At 70.6% G+C, this 22,610-nt stretch carries 21 protein-coding genes and 1 tRNA gene; 11 read left to right on the top strand and 11 right to left on the bottom strand.

From position 1 onward, the window contains the following. Nucleotides 1-8: 8 nt before the first annotated feature. Both AC1PME_RS02085 and speA read right to left on the bottom strand, forming a co-directional pair. Nucleotides 9-1,127: an acyltransferase family protein gene (locus tag AC1PME_RS02085; protein ID WP_481097154.1), complete on the bottom strand. Its 1,119-nt coding sequence runs from the start codon at nt 1,125-1,127 to the stop codon at nt 9-11. A 227-nt stretch (nt 1,128-1,354) separates the two neighbouring features. Beyond that, complete coding sequence (gene speA, locus AC1PME_RS02080; protein ID WP_481097153.1) at nt 1,355-3,244, bottom strand: arginine decarboxylase; 1,890 nt, start codon at nt 3,242-3,244, stop codon at nt 1,355-1,357. 350 nt (nt 3,245-3,594) lie between these two features. Here speA and speE point away from each other — a divergent pair, with 350 nt between their 5' ends. Beyond that, a complete protein-coding gene (gene speE, locus AC1PME_RS02075; RefSeq protein WP_481097152.1) occupies nt 3,595-4,446 on the top strand; it encodes a polyamine aminopropyltransferase in 852 nt (283 codons plus the stop codon). A 38-nt stretch (nt 4,447-4,484) separates the two neighbouring features. Continuing rightward, the gene (locus AC1PME_RS02070; protein WP_307548039.1) at nt 4,485-4,628 is read left to right on the top strand and encodes a hypothetical protein; all 144 of its coding nucleotides are present in this window, start codon (nt 4,485-4,487) and stop codon (nt 4,626-4,628) included. 278 nt (nt 4,629-4,906) lie between these two features. On the opposite strand, the gene AC1PME_RS02065 is transcribed toward AC1PME_RS02070, so the two are convergent. Further along, nucleotides 4,907-5,245 carry a P-II family nitrogen regulator gene (locus AC1PME_RS02065; RefSeq protein WP_010341856.1) on the bottom strand — a complete coding sequence of 113 codons (339 nt, stop codon included), beginning with the start codon at nt 5,243-5,245 and terminating at the stop codon, nt 4,907-4,909. Nucleotides 5,246-5,421: 176 nt separating this feature from the next. Between AC1PME_RS02065 and ubiK the strand changes: the two genes are divergently transcribed. Then, nucleotides 5,422-5,691: a ubiquinone biosynthesis accessory factor UbiK gene (gene ubiK, locus AC1PME_RS02060; RefSeq protein ID WP_254460053.1), complete on the top strand. Its 270-nt coding sequence runs from the start codon at nt 5,422-5,424 to the stop codon at nt 5,689-5,691. 13 nt (nt 5,692-5,704) lie between these two features. Further along, nucleotides 5,705-7,228: a YifB family Mg chelatase-like AAA ATPase gene (locus AC1PME_RS02055; RefSeq protein WP_481097151.1), complete on the top strand. Its 1,524-nt coding sequence runs from the start codon at nt 5,705-5,707 to the stop codon at nt 7,226-7,228. A gap of 599 nt (nt 7,229-7,827) precedes the next feature. Here AC1PME_RS02055 and AC1PME_RS02050 read toward each other — a convergent pair. From AC1PME_RS02050 to AC1PME_RS02035, 4 genes are all read right to left on the bottom strand, one after another. Beyond that, nucleotides 7,828-8,805: a lipocalin-like domain-containing protein gene (locus AC1PME_RS02050; protein ID WP_481097150.1), complete on the bottom strand. Its 978-nt coding sequence runs from the start codon at nt 8,803-8,805 to the stop codon at nt 7,828-7,830. A gap of 177 nt (nt 8,806-8,982) precedes the next feature. After that, complete coding sequence (locus AC1PME_RS02045; RefSeq protein ID WP_254460050.1) at nt 8,983-10,071, bottom strand: carotenoid 1,2-hydratase; 1,089 nt, start codon at nt 10,069-10,071, stop codon at nt 8,983-8,985. Nucleotides 10,072-10,474: 403 nt separating this feature from the next. After that, nucleotides 10,475-11,317 (bottom strand): alpha/beta fold hydrolase, encoded by an 843-nt coding sequence (locus AC1PME_RS02040; protein WP_307552811.1) that lies wholly within the window; start codon nt 11,315-11,317, stop codon nt 10,475-10,477. A 246-nt stretch (nt 11,318-11,563) separates the two neighbouring features. After that, nucleotides 11,564-11,640: transfer RNA gene (locus AC1PME_RS02035), tRNA-Arg, on the bottom strand. Nucleotides 11,641-11,961: 321 nt separating this feature from the next. Here AC1PME_RS02035 and ubiA point away from each other — a divergent pair. Then, complete coding sequence (gene ubiA, locus AC1PME_RS02030) at nt 11,962-12,864, top strand: 4-hydroxybenzoate octaprenyltransferase (RefSeq protein ID WP_307548022.1); 903 nt, start codon at nt 11,962-11,964, stop codon at nt 12,862-12,864. Nucleotides 12,865-13,027: 163 nt separating this feature from the next. Here the strand turns inward: ubiA and AC1PME_RS02025 are convergent, their stop codons facing one another. Further along, nucleotides 13,028-13,534 (bottom strand): SecDF P1 head subdomain-containing protein, encoded by a 507-nt coding sequence (locus AC1PME_RS02025; protein WP_481097149.1) that lies wholly within the window; start codon nt 13,532-13,534, stop codon nt 13,028-13,030. 226 nt (nt 13,535-13,760) lie between these two features. Further along, nucleotides 13,761-14,492, bottom strand: coding sequence for a double zinc ribbon domain-containing protein (locus AC1PME_RS02020; RefSeq protein ID WP_481097148.1), 732 nt, complete (start codon nt 14,490-14,492; stop codon nt 13,761-13,763). 49 nt (nt 14,493-14,541) lie between these two features. Between AC1PME_RS02020 and bioB the strand changes: the two genes are divergently transcribed. From bioB to bioC, 6 genes are all read left to right on the top strand, one after another. Further along, a complete protein-coding gene (gene bioB, locus AC1PME_RS02015; RefSeq protein WP_481097147.1) occupies nt 14,542-15,585 on the top strand; it encodes a biotin synthase BioB in 1,044 nt (347 codons plus the stop codon). Nucleotides 15,586-15,690: 105 nt separating this feature from the next. Further along, the gene (bioF, locus tag AC1PME_RS02010) at nt 15,691-16,896 is read left to right on the top strand and encodes an 8-amino-7-oxononanoate synthase (protein ID WP_481097146.1); all 1,206 of its coding nucleotides are present in this window, start codon (nt 15,691-15,693) and stop codon (nt 16,894-16,896) included. Continuing rightward, complete coding sequence (locus AC1PME_RS02005) at nt 16,893-17,246, top strand: DUF7079 family protein (RefSeq protein WP_481097145.1); 354 nt, start codon at nt 16,893-16,895, stop codon at nt 17,244-17,246. The genes bioF and AC1PME_RS02005 overlap by 4 nt, the downstream gene beginning before the upstream one ends. Nucleotides 17,247-17,296: 50 nt before the next feature. Further along, nucleotides 17,297-18,058 (top strand): pimeloyl-ACP methyl ester esterase BioH, encoded by a 762-nt coding sequence (gene bioH, locus AC1PME_RS02000; RefSeq protein ID WP_307548011.1) that lies wholly within the window; start codon nt 17,297-17,299, stop codon nt 18,056-18,058. 713 nt (nt 18,059-18,771) lie between these two features. Continuing rightward, nucleotides 18,772-19,554, top strand: a complete 783-nt coding sequence (locus tag AC1PME_RS01995) for an SDR family oxidoreductase (RefSeq protein ID WP_481097144.1) — start codon at nt 18,772-18,774, stop codon at nt 19,552-19,554. Between the two features lie 124 nt (nt 19,555-19,678). Further along, nucleotides 19,679-20,569, top strand: coding sequence for a malonyl-ACP O-methyltransferase BioC (bioC, locus tag AC1PME_RS01990; RefSeq protein WP_307548007.1), 891 nt, complete (start codon nt 19,679-19,681; stop codon nt 20,567-20,569). Here bioC and AC1PME_RS01985 read toward each other — a convergent pair. Both AC1PME_RS01985 and AC1PME_RS01980 read right to left on the bottom strand, forming a co-directional pair. Then, on the bottom strand, nt 20,537-22,051 hold the full coding sequence (locus AC1PME_RS01985) for an ArnT family glycosyltransferase (protein ID WP_481097143.1): 1,515 nt from the start codon (nt 22,049-22,051) through the stop codon (nt 20,537-20,539). The two genes, bioC and AC1PME_RS01985, sit on opposite strands and share 33 nt — an antisense overlap. 116 nt (nt 22,052-22,167) lie before the next feature. Beyond that, nucleotides 22,168-22,596, bottom strand: a complete 429-nt coding sequence (locus tag AC1PME_RS01980; protein ID WP_254460039.1) for a ketosteroid isomerase-related protein — start codon at nt 22,594-22,596, stop codon at nt 22,168-22,170. Nucleotides 22,597-22,610: the final 14 nt, after the last annotated feature.

Here is a 22,610-nt window from a genome sequence, read left to right as displayed (position 1 = left end):
GCCGGACGTCAGCTTGCGCGCAGCGCGACCGGCGCGGGAACGCTGCGCCGCGCGCGCAGGCGCAGGAACGGCCGCTCCACCGCATAATGCAGCACCGCCGCGAACGCCAGCGCCATGCCGGCATAGACGGCGAAGGCGAGCGGCCCGCACCCGTCCAGTTGCGCACCGAACCACACCTGGGTCAGATGGAACGCGGCCTTGTGGCTCAGGTACAGGCTGTAGGACACCGCGGCCAGCCAGGCCACGCCCGGCACCCGGCAACGCCCCAGCCATCCCTGGGTGGAGGCGCCGGCGCCGACCAGCAACGCCAGCCCCAGCGACAGCACCGGCCAGCCGATCGCATTGGCGAGCAGGCCGGTCCGGTCGCGGAACAGCCACATCGCCAGCGCGCAGACCGCGATGCCGGCCAGCGCCACGGCGCTGGCGTGGCGCTGCAGGCGCTGCCAGTGCTGCGGCCGGAAGGTCTTCAGCACCGCCAGCACCACGCCGGCCAGCAGGCCGTCCAGGCGGTTCCAGGTGGGGTAGTAGAGATCCTCGATGAACCAGTTGCGCTGCAGCCCGGCGCCGATGCGATCCAGCGCGCTGTCGTGCAGCCAGATGGCGCTGCGCAGGGCGATCCCACCGACCACCACGGCCACGCACAGCGCCACGAAACGCGGCGCCGACGGCCGCCGCAGCATCCACGCCGCCAGCAGCGGGAACACCAGGTAGAAATGCTCTTCCACGCACAGCGACCAGGCATGCGAGAACGCCTGCTGGTTGGCGTAGTCGATGCCGAGGTTGAGGGTGAAGCTGGCGAACAGCCACCACGGCGCGATCCCGGGCGCTTCGCGAAAGCCCGGCCAGGCCAGGTACAGCGCCAGCACCACCGCGTACGCCGGCAGGATGCGATAGGCGCGGCGCCGGTAGAAATCGCCGTAGCGCAGCCGCTCGCTACGCGCCAGCGGCGCCAGCACCTGGCCGCCGATCAGGAAGCCGCTGAGCACGAAGAACAGGTCCACGCCCATCCAGCCATCGCGCGACAGCCACTGCCAGTCCGGGCCCAGCCCACCGACCACGAAGGAGTGGAACAGCATCACCCAGACGATGGCGATGGCGCGCAGCAGGTCGAGGCCGGGAGAGCGCATCGCGGGGAAGGTGGCGGTGGGAAGCGCGCAGCTTACTGGCTGCGCCGCCATCTGCGGCGGACGCCGTGCACCGGCGCCCGTGCGATCGCGCCTGAAGGACGCAGCCGCGGCGCCAAGCGACCAACCCCATGCTCGCGTGCGCGGGACGTCCCCTCACCCCACTTCCTCTCCCGAGGGGAGAGGGGCTTACTGGCGGACGCCGGCGCTGGCGCCAGTCCCGCGCGCACTCAGCCCAGCGGTTCGTCCGACAGGTAGGTGTAGCCGGTCAGGCCGGCCTCGAGCGCGTCGGCCAGTTGCGCGGCCTGCGCGGCCGGCAGCTGCGCGGCGGCCACGCGTTCGGCGTAGGCCGCGCGCAGCTCGTCCAGGCGGTAGCCGACGTAGTCCAGCATCACGTCGGTGGTGTCGCCGCGGCGCTGCTGGGCGATGCGGTAGCCGTCGCCGTCCACCGCCACTTCCACCGCGTCGGTGTCGCCGAACAGGTTGTGGATGTCGCCCAGGATCTCCTGGTAGGCGCCGACCAGGAAGAAACCGATGCGGTAGCTCTCGCCCGGGCGCAGCGCATGCAGCGGCAGCGAGCTGTCCAGGCTTTCGTTCTCGACGTAGGTCTTGACCATGCCGTCGGAATCGCAGGTCATGTCGCAGACCACGCCGCGCCGCGCCGGCGCCTCGTTCAGGCGCTCGATCGGCACGATCGGGAACACCTGGTCGATCGCCCACACGTCGGGAATCGATTCGAACACGCTGAAGTTGACGAAGTACTTGTCGACCAGGCGCTCGTTGAGTTCGTCCAGCACCGGGCGGTGGCTCTTTTCCTCGTGGCTCAGCCGCGCCCGCACGCCATGGGCGATGGCGTAGAACAGGTCGTCGATGCGCGCGCGATGGGTCAGGTCGATCTGGCCCAGGGCGTAGCCGCTGAGGCCTTCGGCATGGAAGTGCTGCGCCTCCTGGAACAGTTCCACCGCCGGGCGCTGGTCCAGTTCGGCATGGATCTCGCGCAGGTGACGGATCGCCGCCGGTTCGTCGTCGTGCGCGTCCGGCACGCGGCCTTCCGGCGCCTGCTCCACCTCGGACACGTTGGCGATCAGCACCGCGTGGTGCGCGGTCATCGCGCGCCCGCACTCGGTGACGATGCGCGGCGGCGCCAGGCCGTGCTCCTCGCAGGCGCTGGCCAGCGGCTGCACGATGTTGCTGGCGTAGGAATGCAGGCCGTAGTTGATCGAGCAGTAGCTGCGCGAGCGGGTGCCTTCGTAGTCGATGCCCAGGCCGCCGCCGACGTCGACGTGGCTGATCTTCGCGCCCAGCTTGGAGAGTTCGACGAAATAGCGGGTGGCCTCGCGCATGCCGTTGGCGATGTCGCGCACGTTGGAGATCTGCGAGCCCATGTGGAAGTGCAGCAGGTTCAGCGCGTCGGCGTACTCGGTGTCGCGCAGGGTCTTCCACAGGTCCAGCACCTGCCGCGGCGACAGCCCGAACTTGGCCTTGTCGCCGCCGCTGTTCTGCCACTTGCCCGCGCCCAGCGAGGCCAGGCGCATGCGCACGCCCAGGCCCGGCTTCACGTCCAGCGCGCGCGCCTCCTCCAGCACCAGCGTCAGCTCCGACGGCTTCTCGATGACGATGAAGGTCTGCAGCCCGAGCTTGCGCCCGATCAGCGCCAGGCGGATGTATTCGCGGTCCTTGTAGCCGTTGCACACGATCAGCCCGCCCGGCCGCGACAGCGCCAGCACCGCCATCAGTTCCGGCTTGCTGCCCGCCTCCAGGCCGAAGCCCTCGCCCTGGTGGCTGGCCAGGGTGCCGGCCACGCCGCGGTGCTGGTTGACCTTGATCGGATACACCGCGGTGTAGCCGCCGGCGTAGTCCCAGTCGGCCTGCGCCTGGGCGAAGGCGGCCTGCAGCTTGCCCAGGCGCTCGCCGAGGATGTCGGGGAAGCGCACCAGCATCGGCAGCTTGGCGCCGGCCGCGCGCGCGGCGTCCACCACCTCCGGCAGCGCGATCGCCACGCCGTCGGCGCCCTGCGGCCGCACCACCACCCGGCCGGCCGCGTCCACGTCGAAGTACCCGTCGGCCCAGTGCGGGATCGAGTAGGTCTTGCGGGCTTGGTCGAGGGACCAATCGCTCATCGTGGCGGCTCGGCTGAGGGAAAAAGGGCGTGGATTGTAACCCCTGCTACGCGTGGGGTCCGTTACAATCCGCGCCGTTCCGACGCCCTCGGCTCCGGCTGGAGCCGGGCCGGGTGCGCGGGCGCCTGGCGTGGCCTGCGCCTGGCGCTCATCCGGAAAGGGTGTGGCGGCAGCATCGCGTGGCTTGGCTGCACGAGGCTGCGCCCGACCCTCATCCGGCGAGGTGTGGTAACAGCGTCGCGTGGCTTGGCTGTGTGAGGCTGCGCCCGACCCTCATCCGGCGCTTCGCGCCACCTTCTCCCGGGGGGAGAAGGAAACGCTGCATTCTTTTTGCTTTCCTAGGACATTCCATGAGCGCCAACGACAACTGGTACATCGAACATTTCCAGCCCACCGGCTCGGCCATCGGCTACCGCATCACCGGCAAGCTGGACGAGGTGCAGTCGCCGTTCCAGAAGATCGAGATCTACGACACCACCGACTGGGGCAAGCTGATGGTGATCGACGGCGCGGTGATGCTGACCACGCGCGACAACTTCTTCTACCACGAGATGATCAGCCATCCGGCGCTGTTCACCCACGCCGCGCCCAAGCGCGTGGTGATCATCGGCGGCGGCGACTGCGGCACCTTGCGCGAAGTCCTCAAGCACCCGGGCGTGGAAAGCGCCACCCAGTGCGACATCGACGAGCAGGTCACGCGCATGGCCGAGAAGTACTTCCCGGAGCTGTGCGAGTCCAACGGCGACCCGCGCGCCGAACTGCTGTTCGACGACGGCGTGGCCTACATGGCCAACTGCCCGGCCGGCAGCGTGGACATCGTCATCGTCGACTCCACCGACCCGGTCGGCCCGGCCGAAGGCCTGTTCAACAAGGCCTTCTACGAGAGCTGCTTCAAGGCGCTGAAGGACGACGGCATCCTGGTGCAGCAGTCCGAATCGCCGCTGGCGCTGCTGGACCTGATCAAGGAAATGCGCGCGGAAATGGGCAAGGCCGGCTTCGCCAGCTTCCACACCGTGCCGTTCCCGCAGCCGTGCTATCCGACCGGCTGGTGGAGCGTGACCATGGCGCGCAAGCAGGGCGGCTTCGACTTCCGCCAGGCCGACGCCGCGGCCAAGCCGTTCGCCACCCGCTACTACAGCGCGCACCTGCACACCGGCACCCAGGTGCTGCCGCCGTTCGTGGTCGAAGCGCTGGGCGCCTAAGGCGAGGCCCCTGGCATCGGCGCGCATGGCCTGCGCCGATGCCTCGGATCGCCGGCGCTGTCCGGGCCTTCGGCAAGGCGTCGCGCCCACCGCTGCCGTCCAGCCGCCTGACGATCGTCGTGGCGGCGCCGGTGGTGGCGACGTTCTGGCTCACCCTCGGCCGCGGCTACGTTGGCGCCTGAGCCGGCGCCTGGCGCACGCGTGCTTGGCCCATCCAACGGGTCCGCCACGCGGCGGCAGACTCCGGCAGGCATGAATCCCACGTTTGTAGGAGCGGCTTCAGCCGCGACGGCTTTATCGGGAACGCCCCGTCGCGGCTGAAGCCGCTCCTGCAGGACACGCCCCGAACAGATTGGAGGCGCCCTTCCGTCGCGATGGGCCTTACCGGTGAGGTCACGTCGCGGCTGAAGCCGCCCCTGCACCGCGCCCATGCCATGCCGACGCAGGTGCGGCGAGCGTGCTACAGCGCGTCCGCATCCAGTTCGCCGGTGCGGATCCGCACCACTGTGCCCAGGTCGTAGACGAACACCTTGCCGTCGCCGATCTTGCCGGTAGCGGCGGCCTTGACGATGGCCTCGACCACGCGCTCGACCTGGTCCTCGCTGACCGCCACTTCCAGCTTCACCTTGGGCAGGAAATCGACCACGTACTCGGCGCCGCGGTACAGCTCGGTATGGCCCTTCTGCCGGCCGAAGCCCTTGACCTCGGTGACGGTGATGCCGGCCACACCCTGCGCGGCGAGCGCTTCGCGCACATCGTCGAGCTTGAACGGCTTGATCACGGCCATGATCATCTTCATGCGGCGTTCTCCAATCACAATGGCCTCAGGATAGCGCGGTTGCGCGATCGGCGGCCGTCGGGTTCAATGGCCGCGCGCCCCCAACGCCGGAATTTTCCGACAGCGCGCCGCGTCCGATCCCGATGGTCCCGACCTGCCGGGTGCCGCAGTCTGACGCCACCTGCCGGAGCACAGCCATGATCGACCTCAACCATCTCGACGACCTCGCCCGCCGCCTCAGCGACCTGGTGCCGCCGGGTCTGCGCCAATCCCGCGACGAACTGCAGAGCACCTTCAAGAGCGCGCTGCAGGCCGGGCTGGGCAAGCTCGACCTGGTCACCCGCGAGGAGTTCGAAGTGCAGCGCGCGGTGCTGCTGCGCACCCGCGAGAAACTCGAAGCGCTGGAGCGCAGCGTCGCCGCGCTGGAAGCGGCGCGCAACGGGCAGACGCCCAGCCCCACGCCCTGATCCACCCGCCACCATGAGCCTGGCGCTGGTGCACAGCCGTGCCCGCGCGGGGGTGCTTGCGCCTCCGGTTCGGGTCGAAGTCCATCTGTCCGGCGGCCTGCCGGCCACCCAGATCGTCGGCCTGCCCGAGGCGGCGGTGCGCGAGTCGCGCGATCGGGTCCGCGCCGCGCTGCTGTGCGCGCAGTACGAATTCCCGGCACGGCGGATCACCGTCAACCTGGCCCCGGCCGACCTGCCCAAGGAGGGCGGCCGCTTCGACCTGCCGATCGCGCTGGGCATCCTCGCCGCCGCCGGCCAGCTCGACCCGCAGGTGCTCGGCCAGTACGAATTCCTCGGCGAACTGGCCCTGACCGGCGAATTGCGCCCAGTCGACGGCGTCCTGCCGGCCGCGCTGGCCGCGGCACAGGCAGGACGTACCCTGATCGTGCCGGCCGACAACGGCGCCGAGGCCGCACTGGCGCAACACGTGCAGGCGTTCACCGCGCGGACCCTGCTGGAGGTCTGCGGGTTGCTCAACGGCAGCAAGACCCTGCCCGCGGCGACGGCGCCGCCGGCCGTCGCCGCGCCCTTTCCCGATCTGAGCGACGTGCGCGGCCAGGCGCAGGCGCGGCGCGCCCTGGAGATCGCCGCGGCCGGACATCACCACCTGCTGCTGATCGGCAGCCCCGGCTGCGGCAAGACCCTGCTGGCCTCGCGCCTGCCCGGGATCCTGCCCGCGGCCAGCGAGGCCGAGGCGCTGGAGAGCGCCGCCATCGCCTCGGTCAGCGGCCGCGGCGTGGATCCGGCGCGCTGGCGGCAACGTCCTTACCGCGCGCCGCACCACACCGCCAGCGCGGTGTCGCTGGTCGGCGGCGGCACCCATCCGCGCCCTGGCGAGATCTCCCTGGCCCACCACGGCGTGCTGTTCCTGGACGAGTTGCCCGAGTGGAACCGGCATGCCCTGGAAGTGCTGCGCGAACCGCTGGAGTCCGGCCAGGTGACCGTGTCGCGCGCGGCGCGCAGCGCCGAGTTTCCCGCGCGCTTCCAGTTGGTGGCGGCGATGAATCCCTGCCCCTGCGGCTGGGCCGGCGACCCCAGCGGCCGCTGCCGCTGCAGCGAGGAGGCGGTGCGGCGCTATCGCGCGCGCATCTCCGGCCCGCTGCTGGATCGCATCGACCTGCACGTGGAAGTGCCGCGGCTCCCCCCGCAGGCGCTGCGCGCCGATGCGCCGCCCGGCGAAACCAGCGCCGCCGTGCGCGAGCGCGTCGAGCTGGCGCGGCAGCGGCAACAGCGCCGGGCCGGCCGGCCCAACGGCCAGCTCGGCCACAGCGAGACCTTGCGCGACTGTCGCCTGCAGCCGCGCGACGAGGCCTTGCTGGAACAGGCCATCGAGCGCCTGCGGCTGTCGGCACGCTCGCTGCACCGCATCCTGCGCGTGGCGCGCACCATCGCCGACCTGGACGCCAGCGATGCCATCGCCACCGCGCATCTGACCGAAGCCATCGCCTACCGGCAACTGGATCGCGGCGAGCCGGCGCCGGTGGCACGTAGCGCCTAGGACCGTCGCCCCTCTGGTATTTGGACCGAATGGATGCGGGCAATGTGGGGGGGCATCGCCCGCACCACGTCCGACGCACTCACTCCTCTGCGAACTCAAGCCGCAGGGCCGGTGGCCTGTCGTCTGGGAAGGGCTTCAGAGCAGCCCGAATAACGACGGGAAACAAGTCGTAGGAGCGGCTTCAGCCGCGACGGGACGTTCCCGGTGAAGCCTGTCGCGGCTGAAGCCGTTCCCACACGGCAACCTGGATCCGGCTTGCGTGTGGCGAAAGCAGGTGATCAGAGGCGCCCTCCCGCCGCGACGGACATTCGCGCGGAAGCGTGTCGCGGCTGAAGCCGCTCCTACAACTGGCCCCAAGCAGCCCGGCATGACGCGGGCAACACCGCCGTTCCTGCGAGATCGCGCACGTGCCCCTGGCACTACATCGCACCTGTCCTGCCCCACCTGCGCAATCGCGAGGCGGCGGCCGCATCCTCTGGCCAGCACCGGCGTGGCCCTGGCCGCGTCATGTACCAGCACCACTGCCGACGTCACACACGCCGCTGTTCCAGGCGGATGTCTCCGCCTGGAACAAGGTTGCTGCGGCTACATCGCGGCGTTCAGGGCAGCGACGTGTACGGCTGCCGCCACGGATTGACCTCGACGTAGCTGCGGCCGGTGACGTCGTTGCCGTTGAGGGTGCCGACCACCTGCGAGGCGCCTTCCCAGTACGTGCGGTGACCGGTCCACAGCATCTCCTGGTCGTCGACCAACGGGGTGATGAGCAGATTGCCCTCGGGCAGGATCACGTTCCACTTCGACTCGTAGGTGTAGCCGGAATTCGGGCTGGTCCAGGTCGCGAGCCGCTGCAGGTCCATCTCGCTGCCGGACACCGGCGTCGCCACGCCCTTGGACACGCGCGTGCCGAACTTGTTGGTGATGGCGCCGGTGTTGGGATCCTGCAGGTAATACAGCATGTACTGCGTGTCGTTATCGAGCTGGATGGCGAACCAGTTCCAGCCGCCGCCGAAGAACGAGCCGTTCTCGTCGGAGGCCATGCCCTTGACGAACCACTGGCGGTCCTGCCACGAGGTGCCGACGATCTTGATCGGCACGCCGTTGTCGTAGACCGTGCCTTCCGTATCCAGCGCCGTGGACGAGTAGTAGGCCGAGGTCTTGGCGATGGGCCGATAGTCCACCACGCCGTTGCCGTTATGCAGGACGAAAGGCATGTCGCTGCTGGTCTTGAGGTCGATGGCGAAGCGTCCGTCGCTGAGCGCGCCCTTGATCGCATAGTTCTGCTGCGACCCGCTGATCGACCAGCCGTCGTTGGTGAAGTTGAACGATCCCTGCTGGTCCGGGATCTGTTCGGAGACGAAGCGCTCTTCCACCTTGTGCAGCTTGTTGTTCACGTCGGTGACCGCGAAATGCCAGGAGTAGGTGGCCGGCCCGGAGCCGATCGGCCACAACTGGAACACGGTGACCTCGTAACCGAATTCGCGCTTGGCGCCGCTGGGATCGACGCCGTACAGATGGCCGACGAAATACCACCATTCCAACTGGCTGTGGTGCGGGCCTTCGTCGCGCGGCAATTGCACCGGCGCAGGTTATTCGAAGACTTGCGCCGCCGCGGGCGCGGACGAGAGCCCGCACACGATGACCATGGCCGCGGCGAGCCAGCCACGGAAGCGCCCGAACGTTCTTGCAGAGAGATTCATTGTGATTTCCTCGAATGAATGACGGATGTCGTACTGATTGGATGCGATGCGGCGAGGTCAAGGCAGGATGCGCGCGCCCCACTCCACGCCCCAGGGATTCATTTCCGCGAACGCCTTGCCGGTAATGGATTTTCCGGCCAGGGTGCCCGCCACCTTGGCGGGTCCTTCGAAATAGAACTTCTGCGTGGCCGGCGCATACAGTTCGGCGTCCTGCAGCATCGGGGTAATGGTGATTGCGCCGTCGGGCAAGGTGACCTTCCACTGCGCCGGATAGGTGTAGCCGGTATGCGGACTGGTCCAGCTGCCGATCCGCTCCAGCTTGAGCGCGGCGGGATCGACCGGCGCGTAGTGGCCGTCGGCGGTCTTGACGGCGAGCGCCTGATCCACCGTGCCGTCGCCCTTCATGAAGAAACTGATGTTGTACTGGCTGTTGTCGTCCAGCGAAACGCCGAACCAGGTCCAGCCGCTGTTGGCGTCGCCGGGAATGCCGTTGGCCCATTCGTGGTCGTACCAGGAGGTCCCGGTGACCTTGACCGGCACGCCGTGGTCCCACACCGTGCCGCTGGTGGCATTGACGTTGAAGGAATAATACGGAGAGATGAAATCGCCGTAGGTTTCCACGCCATTGGTACCGTTCAAGGTCGGTTTCTGCAGCGCCTGCGTGCTGAGGTCGATGGCGTAATCCAGATCGGCGGGCGCGGCCTTGGCGTAGTAACTGCCCATCGATCCGCCCATCTGGAAGCCGGCGACATCGAGATCGAAACGGTCGGTCGAGGTAGTGAACGGACCGGTGGTCACCTGCTTCTTGAAGCGGAAATCGCCGCGGTCCAGATCCGAGATCGCAAAATGCGCATCGTAGACCGGCGGCGTATTGGCCACGCCATCGATCTGAAACACGACCATTTCGTACGCGTACGAATGTTTTCCGCCGGACGGGTCGGTACCGTCCAGAAAGCCGGTCATATACCACCATTCGGCCGGCTGGCGGTGCGCGGCCTCATCGTGCGGAAGCGAAATACTGGTTTCGATCGGCGGAAACGTGCCGATCGCCTGCGCCACCGCATCTGGCGCAAGCAGTGTGGCAGGAAACGCGAGGGCGGCGATCGCTAAAGCATGCACGCGTGCGTGCATCCGGATCATGTTCATGACGGAATCCCCTGAGCTGATTTGAGAAAGTGGCAACTGCGGCTGTTGGTCGTGCGTGGAACGCGATGGCGTCTTGTGTAGCGCGGCGATAGCGCGTTCGACACCAACCTCATCGACCGCGCAGTCACTGTCAACGCTCGAACTTTAAATAGTTCCATCCTGCAACGCGCGTCTCATCGTGACCGTGCGTAACGCTTCACTCGAGGTTCGCGGAAAAGCGATTTATAACCAGATTCTGACAGGCTCCAGCAGGCCCTGCGCAAAACTCAAAACGTTTCCCGGTCATTTTCCGAACACCCGCGAAACGAATAGAGCCAGGATAAATATTAGCGGGTCACGCTTCTTGTCTAGATAATCGACCAGCGCCCAATGTTCCACGCCGCGGCGCCGCGGGACGGCGCGTTCAAGACCCGCTTTCGGCAGCGACGATCGCGTCGGCGATCAGCCCATTGCAGCGCCGCGCGTGGGTAAACGTCATGCCGTGGGAGGCGCCGGCGAGCAACTGCAACTGCGCATCCGGCAGCCACCCGGCCAGGGCCGCGGCGTTGTCGTGGTACTGCGCCGGACTGTGCTCGCCGGCGACCAGCAGCACCGGCATCGCCAGCGCCGCCGCCTGCTCGGGCCGGTACGCCGGCAGCGCATCGGCGATCTGCGGCACCAGGGTCTGCGCGTTGTCGCGGACCATCTGCCGGAAGCTCGCGCTGCTGCGTGCCCAGGCGCCGGGCTGGCTGACCGAGTCGACGAAGCATGCCAGGCCGGCCTCGACCTGGCCGTCCTGCAGCAGCGCGATCGCCTGCGCGCGGACCGCCTGCACCTCCGGCGGCAGGCCCCGCGGTTGCGGACCGCCGGGATCGAACAGGGTCAGGCTGGCGATGGCCTCGGGCCGCAGCAGCGCCGCCTGCCAGGCCACGGCGGCGCCGCGGGAGTGGCCGACCAGATGCACCGGGCGCGGCTCCTCGGCAATGAAGGCGGCAAGCTGCCGGGCATGCCAGCGCCAGCCGAACGCATGGCGCGCCGCCGACGGCAGCCGAGGGTAGTACTGGCCCAGGCTCAACGCACTGAGCTGGAAACGATCGGCCAGGCCACGCAGCTGCGGCGCCCAGTAGCGGTAGTCGCACAGCGCCCCGTGCACCAGCAGCACCGGCGCGCCCTCGCCCACCCGCAGATAGGCCAGCGCGTCGTCCGCGCCGAGCCGGCGCACGGCCGGCTTGGGCAGGGGCGCCCGAGGACTGGCGGTGCGTTGCATGGTCATGCCCGTGCGCGGATCTGCGCCATCCGCCCGACGCGCGGGCACGGGTCGCCGATGCCGACCTCTGCCGCGCAGCAGGCGGCGGAATGGGCAGGCCCAAGAGCAGAAATGGGGAAGACGAGCGCAGGCATGCGCATACGATAGCCGTGCCGCTGGCATGCGCGCTGCGGCGTCAGCGGATCTGTTTGCCGGGCACGCGATCGTCGGAAAGACGGGGCGGAGGAAGCAGGGAGCAAGACTGGATGGCGCGCCCGGAGGGATTCGAACCCCCGACCAATGGCTTCGGAAGCCACTACTCTATCCGGCTGAGCTACGGGCGCAACGGACGCGCATTCTAACGGCATTCGTCGGCCGCGTCTCCCCCGGGCGCAACTTCCTGCGGCAGCGCCCCCGCGGGCGTTCCGACCAGGCCGCGCCGCTCGTAGGCAAGACGTGCGCGACGCACAGGCGACGCCGGGGCCGACCATGCCCGGCCCGGGGGTAGCATCCACAGGCTGGCGCCGGACAGACTGCCAGAGCGTATCTGTAGACCTGCAAGCGGCACCGACACCTCGCGCTCCCGCAGCTACCGCGCGGAGCGCAGGCCAACGGCACGACATCGCGTGCTGCCGTCCACACGATGCGGCTGCTACCCTTGCGCGATGGGTTACGAACGCTACGAGACGCCTGCCGCGCTGCCGCCGCGCGCGCGCCTGGGCCAGTACTGGAAGCTGCTGCGCGGCGACCGGCCGATCGGCGCGCTGCTGCTGCTGTGGCCGACCTGGTGGGCGCTGTGGCTGGCCGCCGACGGGGTGCCGCCGCTGTGGACGCTGTGCGTGTTCACCGCCGGGGTCTGGCTGACCCGCTCGGCCGGCTGCGTGATCAACGACTATGCCGACCGCTGGCTGGACCCGCAGGTCGAGCGCACCCGCAGCCGGCCGCTGGCCACCGGTGCGGTCAGCGGCCGCGAAGCGCTGGCGGTGTTCGCGGTGCTGATGCTGGTGGCGTTCGCGCTGGTGCTGACCATGAACGCGCTGACCATCGGCCTGAGCGTGATCGGGCTGCTACTGGCCGCCAGCTATCCCTACCTCAAGCGCTACACCTACCTGCCGCAGGTCTACCTGGGCATGGCCTTCGGCTGGGGCATCCCCATGGCCTTCGCCGCGGTGCGCGGCGAGGTGCCGGCGCTGGCCTGGCTGCTGTACGCGACCAACATCCTGTGGGCCACCGCCTACGACACCTGGTATGCGATGGTCGATCGCGAGGACGACCTGCGCGCCGGCTCCAAGTCCACCGCGATCCTGTTCGGCGAACTGGATCTGGTCATCCAGGGCGTGCTGTACGCGCTGATGTTCGTCGCCCTGGCCTTCGTCGGCCAGCGCGCGGACCTGGGCATCTGGTACTGGGTCGGCCTGGGCGTGGCGGCGCTGCTGGTGGCCGCCGAGTTCCGCATGGCCCGGCACCGCGAACGCGCGGCGTGCTTCCGCGCCTTCCTGCACAACAACTGGGTCGGCCTGGCGGTCTTCGCCGGCATCGCCGTGGCGCTGGCGCTGCGCGCAGCCTAGGGCCTGTCATCGATCACGCGCAGCGCGCGCCGAAACGTGCCCCAAGCCCCCGCAACGGGCCGGCACCCCAACGCGCAGTGCCGACATGGCCGCGTCCAGGCGCAGCCCGCACAGGGCCAGGCCAGGATGCGGCATCGGCCGCTCCCCATCTCACCAGCGCGTTCTAGCGCTTGGCATCCTGCGCTGGCGCGGCCTCGGCCGGCGCGTGGGTCAACAACGCCAGCACCCGCTGCTGCTCCTGCATGTCCTGCAACCCACTGATCCGCAGGCTGTCCCCCGGCAGCGGCGCCATGATCGTGGCCACGGTCAGCACCTGGCCGTCGGCCAGCAGTGCGACCGGCTTGCCGACGTTCTGCTCGGTGGCCCGGGTCAGGCGCTGGCCATGTCCAGGAAAGCGCAGATCCAGCGCTGGCTGGCCATCGCCGTTGTCGGCGGGCGCGACGGTCGCCGCCTCCTCGACGACCAGCAACGCCTGCGGCGCCAGGTACACAGGCTGTCCGTGGTAGTCGGCCTGGACAGCGTCGGGGGTGGGCGCATGGCTGGCCAGGCGCCATTCGATCTTCGCCTTGACCGGGATGGCGGCGGCGACATCCGGTGCCTTGCCATACCCGCACCCGGCGACAGCAAAGACACACAGCGTCATCGACAGACCCGAAGCCTTCCGGCGCATCGCAAGCTCCTTCATTGTTGGCCTCGTCACGATCATAAGGCCGGGGGCGCCTGCGGACCGTTCATGCGCGCAGCCCCCTGCCGGATCGCCGCTGCGGCAGGTCGGCCGATGCGCACGCAACGCGGCGCGTCCCGCCATGCCTCGCGCGACAGGCAGCGCGCCCTGACGCGCGCGCTTTCCGGCCGAGCCGAGCCGTCTGCACCCGCGTGCGATAGACGCAGCACGCTCACGGCACCCGCGCCACCACCCACGCATCGACCCGTTCGACGCCGGCACGGCGCAGCGCCTGTGCCGCGGCGTGCAGGGTCGCGCCGGTGGTCATCACGTCGTCGACCAGGGCCACGTGCGCCGGCAGCACCGCCGAGGCCGGCACCGCGAACGCGCCGCACAGATTGCGCCGACGTGCGCGGGCGTCCAGTTCGGACTGCGCCGCGGTCGCCCGCACCCGCTGCAGCGCCAGGCACAGCGGCAGCGCCAGTGCGCGCGCCAGCGGCTTCGCCAGTTCCAGGGCCTGGTCGTAGCCACGCTGACGCAACCGGGCCGGATGCAGCGGCACCGGCAGCAGCGCCTGCGGCCGCGGCAAGGCCGCGCAGCGTGTCTGCAGCAGTGCGGCGAGCAGGCGCCCGGCCGCCAGGTCCTGGTGGAACTTGAAGCGGCGCAACAGCCCATCGACCGGTGCGGCGTACACGCAGGCGCTGGCGACCCGCTCCAGCAACGGCGGCCGGCGCTGGCACGCGCCGCAGACCTGCGCGGCATCCAGGGCCGGCAACGGCAGCGCGCAGCGGCAGCAGGCCGCCGCATTCCACGGCAGGCCATCGCCACAGGCCGCACACAGGTCCAGGCCCGGCACGCCGGGCTCGCCACAGACCAGACAGCGTTCCGGCAACAGGCGGCGCTGCAGCCACCGCCAGCCGCCGTCAACCAAACCAGCGCCAATGAAGTTGACAGGACTTTGCATGCTCACCAGACTGCCCGCTTTCCCAGCCGCTGACCGTCAGGAAACCCCCATGTCCGCTGTCGTCCGACACGACTGGCAACGCCAGGAATTGCTCGCCCTGTTCGATCTGCCGTTCCCGGAGCTGCTGCACCGCGCCGCCGCCGTGCACCGCGAGCACTTCGATCCGGCGCAGGTGCAGGTCTCGACGCTGCTGTCGGTGAAGACCGGCGGCTGCCCGGAAGACTGCGCGTACTGCCCGCAGGCCCAGCGCTACGCCACCGGCGTGGAGGCGCAGAAGCTGATGAGCACCGAGGCGGTGCTGGACAAGGCGCGCCAGGCCAAGGCCGCCGGCGCCTCGCGGTTCTGCATGGGCGCGGCCTGGCGCTCGCCCAAGGACCGCGACATCCCGAAGGTGGCCGAGATGATCCGCGAGGTGAAGGCGCTGGGCCTGGAGACCTGCGCCACCCTGGGCATGCTCGACGGCACCCAGGCGCAGGCGCTGAAGGCGGCCGGGCTGGACTACTACAACCACAATCTGGACACCGCGCCGGATTTCTACGACTCGATCATCCACACCCGCCAGTACCAGGACCGCCTGGACACGCTGACCCATGTGCGGGACGCCGGCCTGAAGACCTGCTGCGGCGGCATCGTCGGCATGGGCGAGTCGCGCGACCAGCGCGCCGGCCTGCTGCAGGCGCTGGCCAACCTGCCGGTGCATCCGGATTCGGTGCCGATCAACCGCCTGGTGCAGGTCGCCGGCACCCCGCTGCACGGCACGGTCGAGCTGGACCCGTTCGAGTTCGTGCGCACGATCGCGGTGGCGCGCATCGCGATGCCGCGGGCGATGGTGCGGCTGTCGGCCGGGCGCGAGAGCATGAGCGACGAATTGCAGGCGCTGTGCTTCTGCGCCGGCGCCAACTCGATCTTCTACGGCGAGAAGCTGCTGACCACCGGCAACCCGGACACCGAGCGCGACCAGGCGCTGTTCGCGCGGCTGGGGCTGCGGCCGATGCAGGTGATGGTGGACGCCGATGCGCACGACCATCCCGGCACCGTGCATGCGGACATCACCGCCCCGTCCACGCCGGCGATCGCCGCCGCCCTGGCCTGAGTCCCCGCCGCGCGTCCGTCCGCCGATCCGGCCGTCCATCGCCGGCGGCGCCCGGCCCGGCCGGGGACGCGCTACGCTAACCGGCCCGTTGCCCGTCCCGCGCCCATGGCCCGTCCCGACCTGCACGACCGCATCCAGTCCGCGCGCGCCTTGCGCGAAGCGCAGGGGCGCCTGCGCGTGCGCCGCAGCGTCGGCCGCCGCGACGGCGTGCGCCTGGAAGTGGACGGCCGCTGGCTGACCGGCTTCTGCAGCAACGACTACCTGGGCCTGGCGCAGCAGTTCGAAGTGGTCGCCGCCCTGCAGGATGCGGCCGCGCGCGAGGGCGCCGGCGCCACCGCCTCGCACCTGGTGTGCGGCCACCACGCGCTGCACGACGCGCTGGAACGCGAGATCGCCGACTGGCTCGGCTATCCGCAGGCGCTGCTGTTCGGCAGCGGCTTCATCGCCAACCTGGCGGTGCAGCAGGCGCTGTTGAGCGAGGAAGAAGACGTGTGCGTACAGGACCGGCTCAACCACGCCAGCCTGCTCGACGCCAGCCGCCTGGCCGGCTGCCGCCTGCGCCGCTACCCGCACCTGGATGCCGAAGGCGCGATGCGCCAGCTCAAGCACGCCGCCGACGGCGCGGCGATGCTGGCCACCGATGGCGTGTTCAGCATGGACGGCGACAGCGCGCCGCTGCGCTCGCTGGCGCTGGTGGCGCGCACGCAACAGGCGCTGCTGTACGTGGACGACGCGCACGGCGTCGGCGTGGTCGGTCCGCATGGGCGCGGCAGCGTCGCCGAGGCCGGCCTGGGGGTCGACGACGTCCCGCTGCAACTGGTGACCCTGGGCAAGGCGCTGGGCGGCTACGGCGCGGCGGTGGTCGGCGATGCCACGCTGATCCGGCACCTGGCCGAAACCGCGCGGCCGTATCTGTACACCACCGCGCTGCCGCCGGCGCAGGCCGCGGCCTCGCTGGCGGCGGTCAAGCTGGCGCGGCGCGACCAATGGCGGCGCGAGCGCCTGGTCGAACTGATCGCCCTGTTCCGCGGCGGCGCGCGTCGCCATGGCCTGGAGCTGATGGCCTCGGACACGCCGATCCAGCCGCTGCTGTGCGGCGAGGAGCGCACCGCGCTGGCGTGGTCGGCGGCGCTGGAACAGGCCGGCTACCTGGTCTCGGCGATCCGCCCGCCGACCGTGCCGGAAGGCAAGTCGCGGCTGCGCGTGACCCTGTCGGCGCTGCACACGCCGGCGCAGGTGCAGGCGCTGCTGGATGCGCTGGCGCTGGCCCGCGATCGCGTGGCCGCGCATCCGCCCGGCCTGCCGGCGTGAGCGACGCCGGACTCGCGGCGCGGCGCAAGGTGTGGGACGCGCTGTCGGAGTTGTACCTGGACACAGCGGTGCACGCGCAGCATCCGCACATCGCCGCCGTGCTTGCCGCCTCGCCGTTCGCCACCGACGCACTGTGGCAGATGCTGCGCGACGACGTGCATCCGCGGCTGGCGCCCAACCTGCTGACGCCGGCCGGCGCCTGGCAGGGCATCGACGGCGAGTGGCTGAGCGCGGCGATCCAGCAGCGCCGCGGCGCGCATCGCTGGTCGGCCTGGCGCACCCGCGACTATCCGCGCCGGCAGTGGCGCCTGCTGCTGCCGCAGGTGCTGGAGCGGCGCGCGGCGCACTGACGCGGCGGCCGACGCCGCTCTTTCCGGTTTCTTCGCGACGACGGACGACGATGCATATCGACACCCTGGGGCAGGGCCCCGACCTGGTCCTGCTGCACGGCTGGGCGTTGAACGGCGGCATCTTCGCGCCGCTGGTGGAGCGCCTGTCGGCGCAGTACCGCCTGCACCTGGTGGACCTGCCCGGGCATGGCCACAGCCGCGGCGACGACACGCCGCTGGCGCTGCCGCACGTGGTCAGCGCGATCGCCGCGGCCACGCCGCCGGCGGTGTGGCTGGGCTGGTCGCTGGGCGGGCTGTTCGCGCTGCACGCCGCCGCCACCCAGCCGCAGGTGCGCGGGCTGGCGATGCTCGCGGCGACGCCGCGTTTCGTGCGCGGCAGCGACTGGCCGCACGCGGTGGAGCCGCAGGTGTTCGAACAGTTCGGCCGCGATCTCGCCGAGGACTACCGCGGCACCCTCGAACGCTTCCTGGCGCTGGACACGCTCGGCTCGGCGCATGCGCGCGCCGAACTGCGCAGCCTGCGCGACGCGCTCGACGCCCGCGGCGCGCCCGACCCGCACGTGCTGCAGGATGGCCTGACCCTGCTGGAGCGCACCGACCTGCGCCGCGCCCTGCCCGGCCTGCGCGTGCCCAGCCTGTGGATCGGCGGCCAGCGCGACCGCCTGGTCCCGCCGGCGGGCATGGACGCCGCCGCGGCGCTGGCACCCAACGCACGCGCGCTGACCATCGCCGGCGGCGGCCACGCCCCGTTCCTCGGTCATGCCGACACCGTCGCCGAGGCGCTGCGCGGATTCCTGGCGACGCTGGACTAGCGGCGTCGCGCCGCGCGTTCCACGCTGCTGCCTTAGGAGCGGCTTCAGCCGCGACGCGCCCGTTGCGTCGGGTCGCGGCTGAAGCCGCTCCTACAGGCGCTTGCGGCGAGCCCGCCGGGTGCACTGTGGGAGGGACTTCAGTCCCGACGCATTGCGCCATCGGAAAGCGCACACCGTCTCGTGCGTCGCGCGCTACATGACAGTTGACTCCCACAACGCATCACGCGACCCGCACCGACGTCAGAAAGACGCAAGCGTCTCCGCCCTGGGACTCAACTGTCGTGCCGCCGCGACAAGCGAAGCAGAAAGCCGACCGACACCCTCCGTCGTCGGGACTGAAGTCCCTCCCACAAGGACGCCCGGCTCATCACTGTGGGAACTAATTCAGTCGCGACGCATGGCAGTCGAACGCAGCGCAGCGACGTCGCACCAACACGTGTCTTGCGTGCTCGACTGTCCTGCAGTCGCGATGTGACGAAGCCGAAAGCCGGCCGACACCCTCCATCGTCGGGACTGAAGTCCCTCCCACAAGGATGCCCGGCCCGTCCCTGTGGGAGCCGCTCCATTCGCGACGCATGGCAGCCAAACACAGCGCAGCGAACTCGCTCCTGCACATGTCCTGCGCGCGCAACTGTCCTGCAGTCGCGGTGTGACGCTGGCCGCCGCAGCCACGATGTCCGATCATCGCGGCTCCTTCGAACCGGAGTGCAAGCATGGACCTGGGAATCGCCGGCAAATGGGCGCTGGTCTGCGCCGCGAGCAAGGGGCTGGGACTGGGCTGCGCGCAGGCGCTGGCCCGCGAGGGCGTGCACGTGACGATCGTGGCGCGCGGCCAGGCCGGGCTGGATAAGGCGGCGGCGCAACTGCGCGCGCTCGACGGCGGCGGCGAGGTGGTCGCGGTGGCGGCGGACATCGCCACCGAGGCCGGACGCGCCGCCGCACTGGCTGCCTGTCCGCAGGTCGACATCCTGATCAACAACGCCGGCGGCCCGCCGCCCGGCGATTTCCGCGAGTGGGAACGCGAGGACTGGCTGCGCGCGCTCGACGCCAACATGCTGGCGCCGATCGCGCTGATCCGCGCCACCGTCGATGCGATGCAGGCGCGCGGTTTCGGCCGCATCGTCAACATCACCTCCGCCGCGGTGAAGGCGCCGATCGACAGCCTGGGCCTGTCCAACGGCGCGCGTGCCGGCCTCACCGGCTTCGTCGCCGGGCTGGCGCGGCGCACGGTGGCGCACAACGTCACCATCAACAACCTGCTGCCGGGGCAGTTCGACACCGACCGCCTGCGCGGCAACATCGCCCATGCCGCGCAGCGCGAGGGCGTCGACCCCGCCGACCTGGCCGAACGCAAGCGCCGGCAGATTCCGGCCGGGCGCTTCGGCACCGCCGAGGAATTCGGCGCGGCCTGCGCCTTCCTGTGCAGCGCGCAAGCCGGTTACCTGAGCGGGCAGAACCTGTTGCTCGACGGCGGCAGCTATCCGGGGACGTTCTGAGGAGCCGGGATTGGGGATTGGGGAGTCGGGATTCGTAAGCCGAGATTGGCGGCGCGTGCGCAGAACGCGGTGATGCAGGCGCCACCGCTGGCCGCAGCGCGACGCGGGCGGCGATAATGCGCGGATGGATCCTTCCGCGTTCGACTCCCAGCACATCCGCCGCGCGTTCGCGCGTGCCGCCGCCAGCTACGACGCGGCCGCGGCCCTGCAGCGCGAGGTGCAGGGGCGCTTGCTGGAATCGCTGGACTACCTCGGCGACCGCGTGCCGCAGGTGGTGCTGGACGTGGGCAGCGGCCCGGCGCATGCCGCCGCGGCGATGAAGAAGCGCTGGCCGCGCGCGCAGGTGATCGCGCTCGACCAGGCCCTGCCGATGCTGCAACAGGCCAAGCGCCAGGCCGGCTGGTGGAAGCCGTTCGGCCGCGTCTGCGCCGACGCGCGCGCGCTGCCGCTGGCCGAGCACAGCGTCGATGTGATCTTCAGCAATCTGTGCCTGCAGTGGGTCGAGGACCTGCCGGCGGTGTTCGCCGGCTTCCGCCGCGTGCTGCGCCCCGGCGGCCTGCTGCTGTGTTCCAGCTTCGGCCCGGACACGCTGATCGAGCTGCGCGAGGCCTTCGCCCAGGCCGACCGCACCACGCCGCACGTGAGCCGCTTCGCGCCGATCGCGCAGTTCGGCGATGCGCTGATGCTGTCCGGCTTCCGCGATCCGGTGCTGGACCGCGACGTGTTCAACCTGACCTATCCGGACCTCGCCGCGCTGATGCGCGAACTGCGCGCGATCGGCGCCACCAACGCACTGCAGGCGCGCCGCCACACCCTCACCGGGCGCGGCCGCTTCGCCGCCGCCAGCGCCGCCTACGAACCGCTGCGCCAGGCCGACGGCACCCTGCCCAGCACCTGGGAAGTGATCTACGCGCATGCCTGGGCGCCGCCGCCGGGTGCGCCGATCCGCGAGGGCGGCGGCGAGATCGCCGCAGTGCCGCTGTCAGCGATCCCGATCCGCCGCCGCGGCGACTGAGCCGGGCAGCACCCGGAACAGCACCCGCCCCTGGTAGGGCGTCCCCAGCGCCTGCGCCCGCGCGCCCTGCGCGGCGATGCGCGCGGCTACCTGCGGCCAGGCGTCGTCCTTGCACACCCACACGCGGTCGGCGCGGGGTTGCCGCAAGACCGTGGTCAGGTCGGCGTCGTACTCGGGACCGAAGCGCGGCGCATCGGGCAAGGCGTCCAGGCGGATCTTGCGCACCTGCGCGCCCAGTTCCAGGCGCAGGCCGTAGCGCGCCATGTCCTCGACAAACACCACCTCGCGCACCGGCGCGCCGGCACGCCGGGCGATCGCCTGCGCCCAGGCGTCGGCATCCTTGTGCGTGGGCAGCAGCGCCAACGCCAGCGCGAGCGCCAGCAGCAGCCCGCACCAGCCCAGCAGCCACGGCCAGCGCCATGCCGCGCGGCCCTCCTGCGCGCGCTGCCAGGCCGCCAGCAACGCCAGCGGCACGAACAGCGGCAGCACGTACAGCGGCAGCCGCGAGCGCGACAGGCACAGCACCAGCAGCGGCAGCAGCACCCACAGCGTCAGCAGCAGCGGCGCGGCCTGCCGCAGGCGCAGCGCCGGATCGCGCCACCACTGCCGCAGCTGCCGCGGCAGCTGCCAGGCCCAGCGCGCCAGCGCCGGCGTCCACGGCAGCGTGCCCAGGACCAGGATCGGCGCATACGCCACCGCCCAGCCGTACCACTGCGCATTGCGCCCGAACGCATCGCTGGCCACGCGCTTGACCACCTCGTCGCCGACGAAGTACTGCAGCAACCCGGGATGGCCGCGGATCACCGCCAGGTACCAGGGCAGCGCCAGCACCGCGAACAGGGCGATGCCGGAGAGCTGCAGCGCGCGCCGCGGCGGCCCGGGCGTGATCGCGTTGAACAGCAACAGCGCCGGCAACGGCAGCAGGCCCGGCGGTCCCTTGGTCATGAACGCCAGCGCGAAACCGGCCCACATCGCCGCGATCCAGCGCTTGCCCTGGCCGGGCGGATGCGCCCGCGCTTCGACGAAGGCCCACACCGCCAGGGTCTCGCAGGCGGCGAGCAGGAAGTCGGTGGAAATCCATTGCGCCGCCCCGAACGGCGCCAGCATGGTCGCGTAGAGCAGCGCGGCCTGCGCCGGCAGGTCGGGGCGCTCGGGGAACAACCGCGCGGCCAGGCGCCAGGCCAGCAACACGCACAGCAGGTAGGCCAGCGCCGACGGCAGCCGCGCCGCCCACGGCGACGGCCCGAACACGGCGACGCTGGCGGCGATCGCCCAATAGGTCAGAGGCGGCTTGGTCCAGTGCGCCACGTCCTGGCTGCGCCGGGGCGTGAGCCAGTCGCCGCTGTGCAGCATGTTCAGCGCGACATTGGAGTAACGGCCTTCGTCGGCGTCCCAGATCCCGCGCATGCCCAGCAGGGCCAGCGCGAGCGTGCAGGCCAGCAGCGCCACCGCGACGGCCGGGGAACGAAGCAGCGCGCGCATCGGCGGTCCTCTCACTCGACGCGGCGACCATAGCCACCGCGCCTGCGGCCACCGATGACGGCGCGCGGACAGTTTTGCGACAGCGCGAACGCACCGGCCTCAGGCCGGCGCGCGGCTCAGGCGGAGACCTGCGCGATCCAGTCTTCCAGGTTGTAGTAGTTGCTGACCCGGGCGATCTTGCCGTCGCGAATGTCGAAGAACGCCCCACCCGGCAGCACGTAGCGCTGGCCGCGCGCCTCCGGCAGGCCGGTGTCGGTGTGGTGGTACTCGCCATGCACCACGTACTCGGCGGCGGCGCGGCGGCCGTCCTGCGCGGCCAGCACCACGATGTCGTGCAGTTGCTCGCGGTAGCTGGCGTTCATGCGCTGCAGGAAGGCGGCGAACGCGTCCTTGCCGGTCTCGCGCGCGCCCTGGTTGAGGTCGTGGGCGACGTCGTCGCTGAGCATGCCCAGCATGCCGTCCCAGTCGCCGCGGTTGAACGCCGCGTAATAGGCCTGGACCAGGGCGATGGCCTGGTCCTGCGCAGGAACTCCGTGGTTGCTCATGGCGGTCGCCCCTC

This window comes from Xanthomonas sp. NCPPB 901 (assembly GCF_056725085.1).
Note: the sequence above shows the minus strand (reverse complement) of the source record. Positions and strands in the feature narration are given on the sequence as shown.

Bases quoted from the DNA above. Each gene is read 5' to 3' on its own strand.
- AC1PME_RS02085 (WP_481097154.1), bottom strand. From the start codon at position 1,127: ATGCGCTCTCCCGGCCTCGACCTGCTGCGCGCCATCGCCATCGTCTGG.
- speA (WP_481097153.1), bottom strand. From the start codon at position 3,244: ATGAGCGATTGGTCCCTCGACCAAGCCCGCAAGACCTACTCGATCCCG.
- speE (WP_481097152.1), top strand. From the start codon at position 3,595: ATGAGCGCCAACGACAACTGGTACATCGAACATTTCCAGCCCACCGGC.
- AC1PME_RS02070 (WP_307548039.1), top strand. From the start codon at position 4,485: ATGCCTCGGATCGCCGGCGCTGTCCGGGCCTTCGGCAAGGCGTCGCGC.
- AC1PME_RS02065 (WP_010341856.1), bottom strand. From the start codon at position 5,245: ATGAAGATGATCATGGCCGTGATCAAGCCGTTCAAGCTCGACGATGTG.
- ubiK (WP_254460053.1), top strand. From the start codon at position 5,422: ATGATCGACCTCAACCATCTCGACGACCTCGCCCGCCGCCTCAGCGAC.
- AC1PME_RS02055 (WP_481097151.1), top strand. From the start codon at position 5,705: ATGAGCCTGGCGCTGGTGCACAGCCGTGCCCGCGCGGGGGTGCTTGCG.
- AC1PME_RS02045 (WP_254460050.1), bottom strand. From the start codon at position 10,071: ATGAACATGATCCGGATGCACGCACGCGTGCATGCTTTAGCGATCGCC.
- AC1PME_RS02040 (WP_307552811.1), bottom strand. From the start codon at position 11,317: ATGCAACGCACCGCCAGTCCTCGGGCGCCCCTGCCCAAGCCGGCCGTG.
- ubiA (WP_307548022.1), top strand. From the start codon at position 11,962: ATGGGTTACGAACGCTACGAGACGCCTGCCGCGCTGCCGCCGCGCGCG.
- AC1PME_RS02025 (WP_481097149.1), bottom strand. From the start codon at position 13,534: ATGCGCCGGAAGGCTTCGGGTCTGTCGATGACGCTGTGTGTCTTTGCT.
- AC1PME_RS02020 (WP_481097148.1), bottom strand. From the start codon at position 14,492: ATGCAAAGTCCTGTCAACTTCATTGGCGCTGGTTTGGTTGACGGCGGC.
- bioB (WP_481097147.1), top strand. From the start codon at position 14,542: ATGTCCGCTGTCGTCCGACACGACTGGCAACGCCAGGAATTGCTCGCC.
- bioF (WP_481097146.1), top strand. From the start codon at position 15,691: ATGGCCCGTCCCGACCTGCACGACCGCATCCAGTCCGCGCGCGCCTTG.
- bioH (WP_307548011.1), top strand. From the start codon at position 17,297: ATGCATATCGACACCCTGGGGCAGGGCCCCGACCTGGTCCTGCTGCAC.
- AC1PME_RS01995 (WP_481097144.1), top strand. From the start codon at position 18,772: ATGGACCTGGGAATCGCCGGCAAATGGGCGCTGGTCTGCGCCGCGAGC.
- bioC (WP_307548007.1), top strand. From the start codon at position 19,679: ATGGATCCTTCCGCGTTCGACTCCCAGCACATCCGCCGCGCGTTCGCG.
- AC1PME_RS01985 (WP_481097143.1), bottom strand. From the start codon at position 22,051: ATGCGCGCGCTGCTTCGTTCCCCGGCCGTCGCGGTGGCGCTGCTGGCC.
- AC1PME_RS01980 (WP_254460039.1), bottom strand. From the start codon at position 22,596: ATGAGCAACCACGGAGTTCCTGCGCAGGACCAGGCCATCGCCCTGGTC.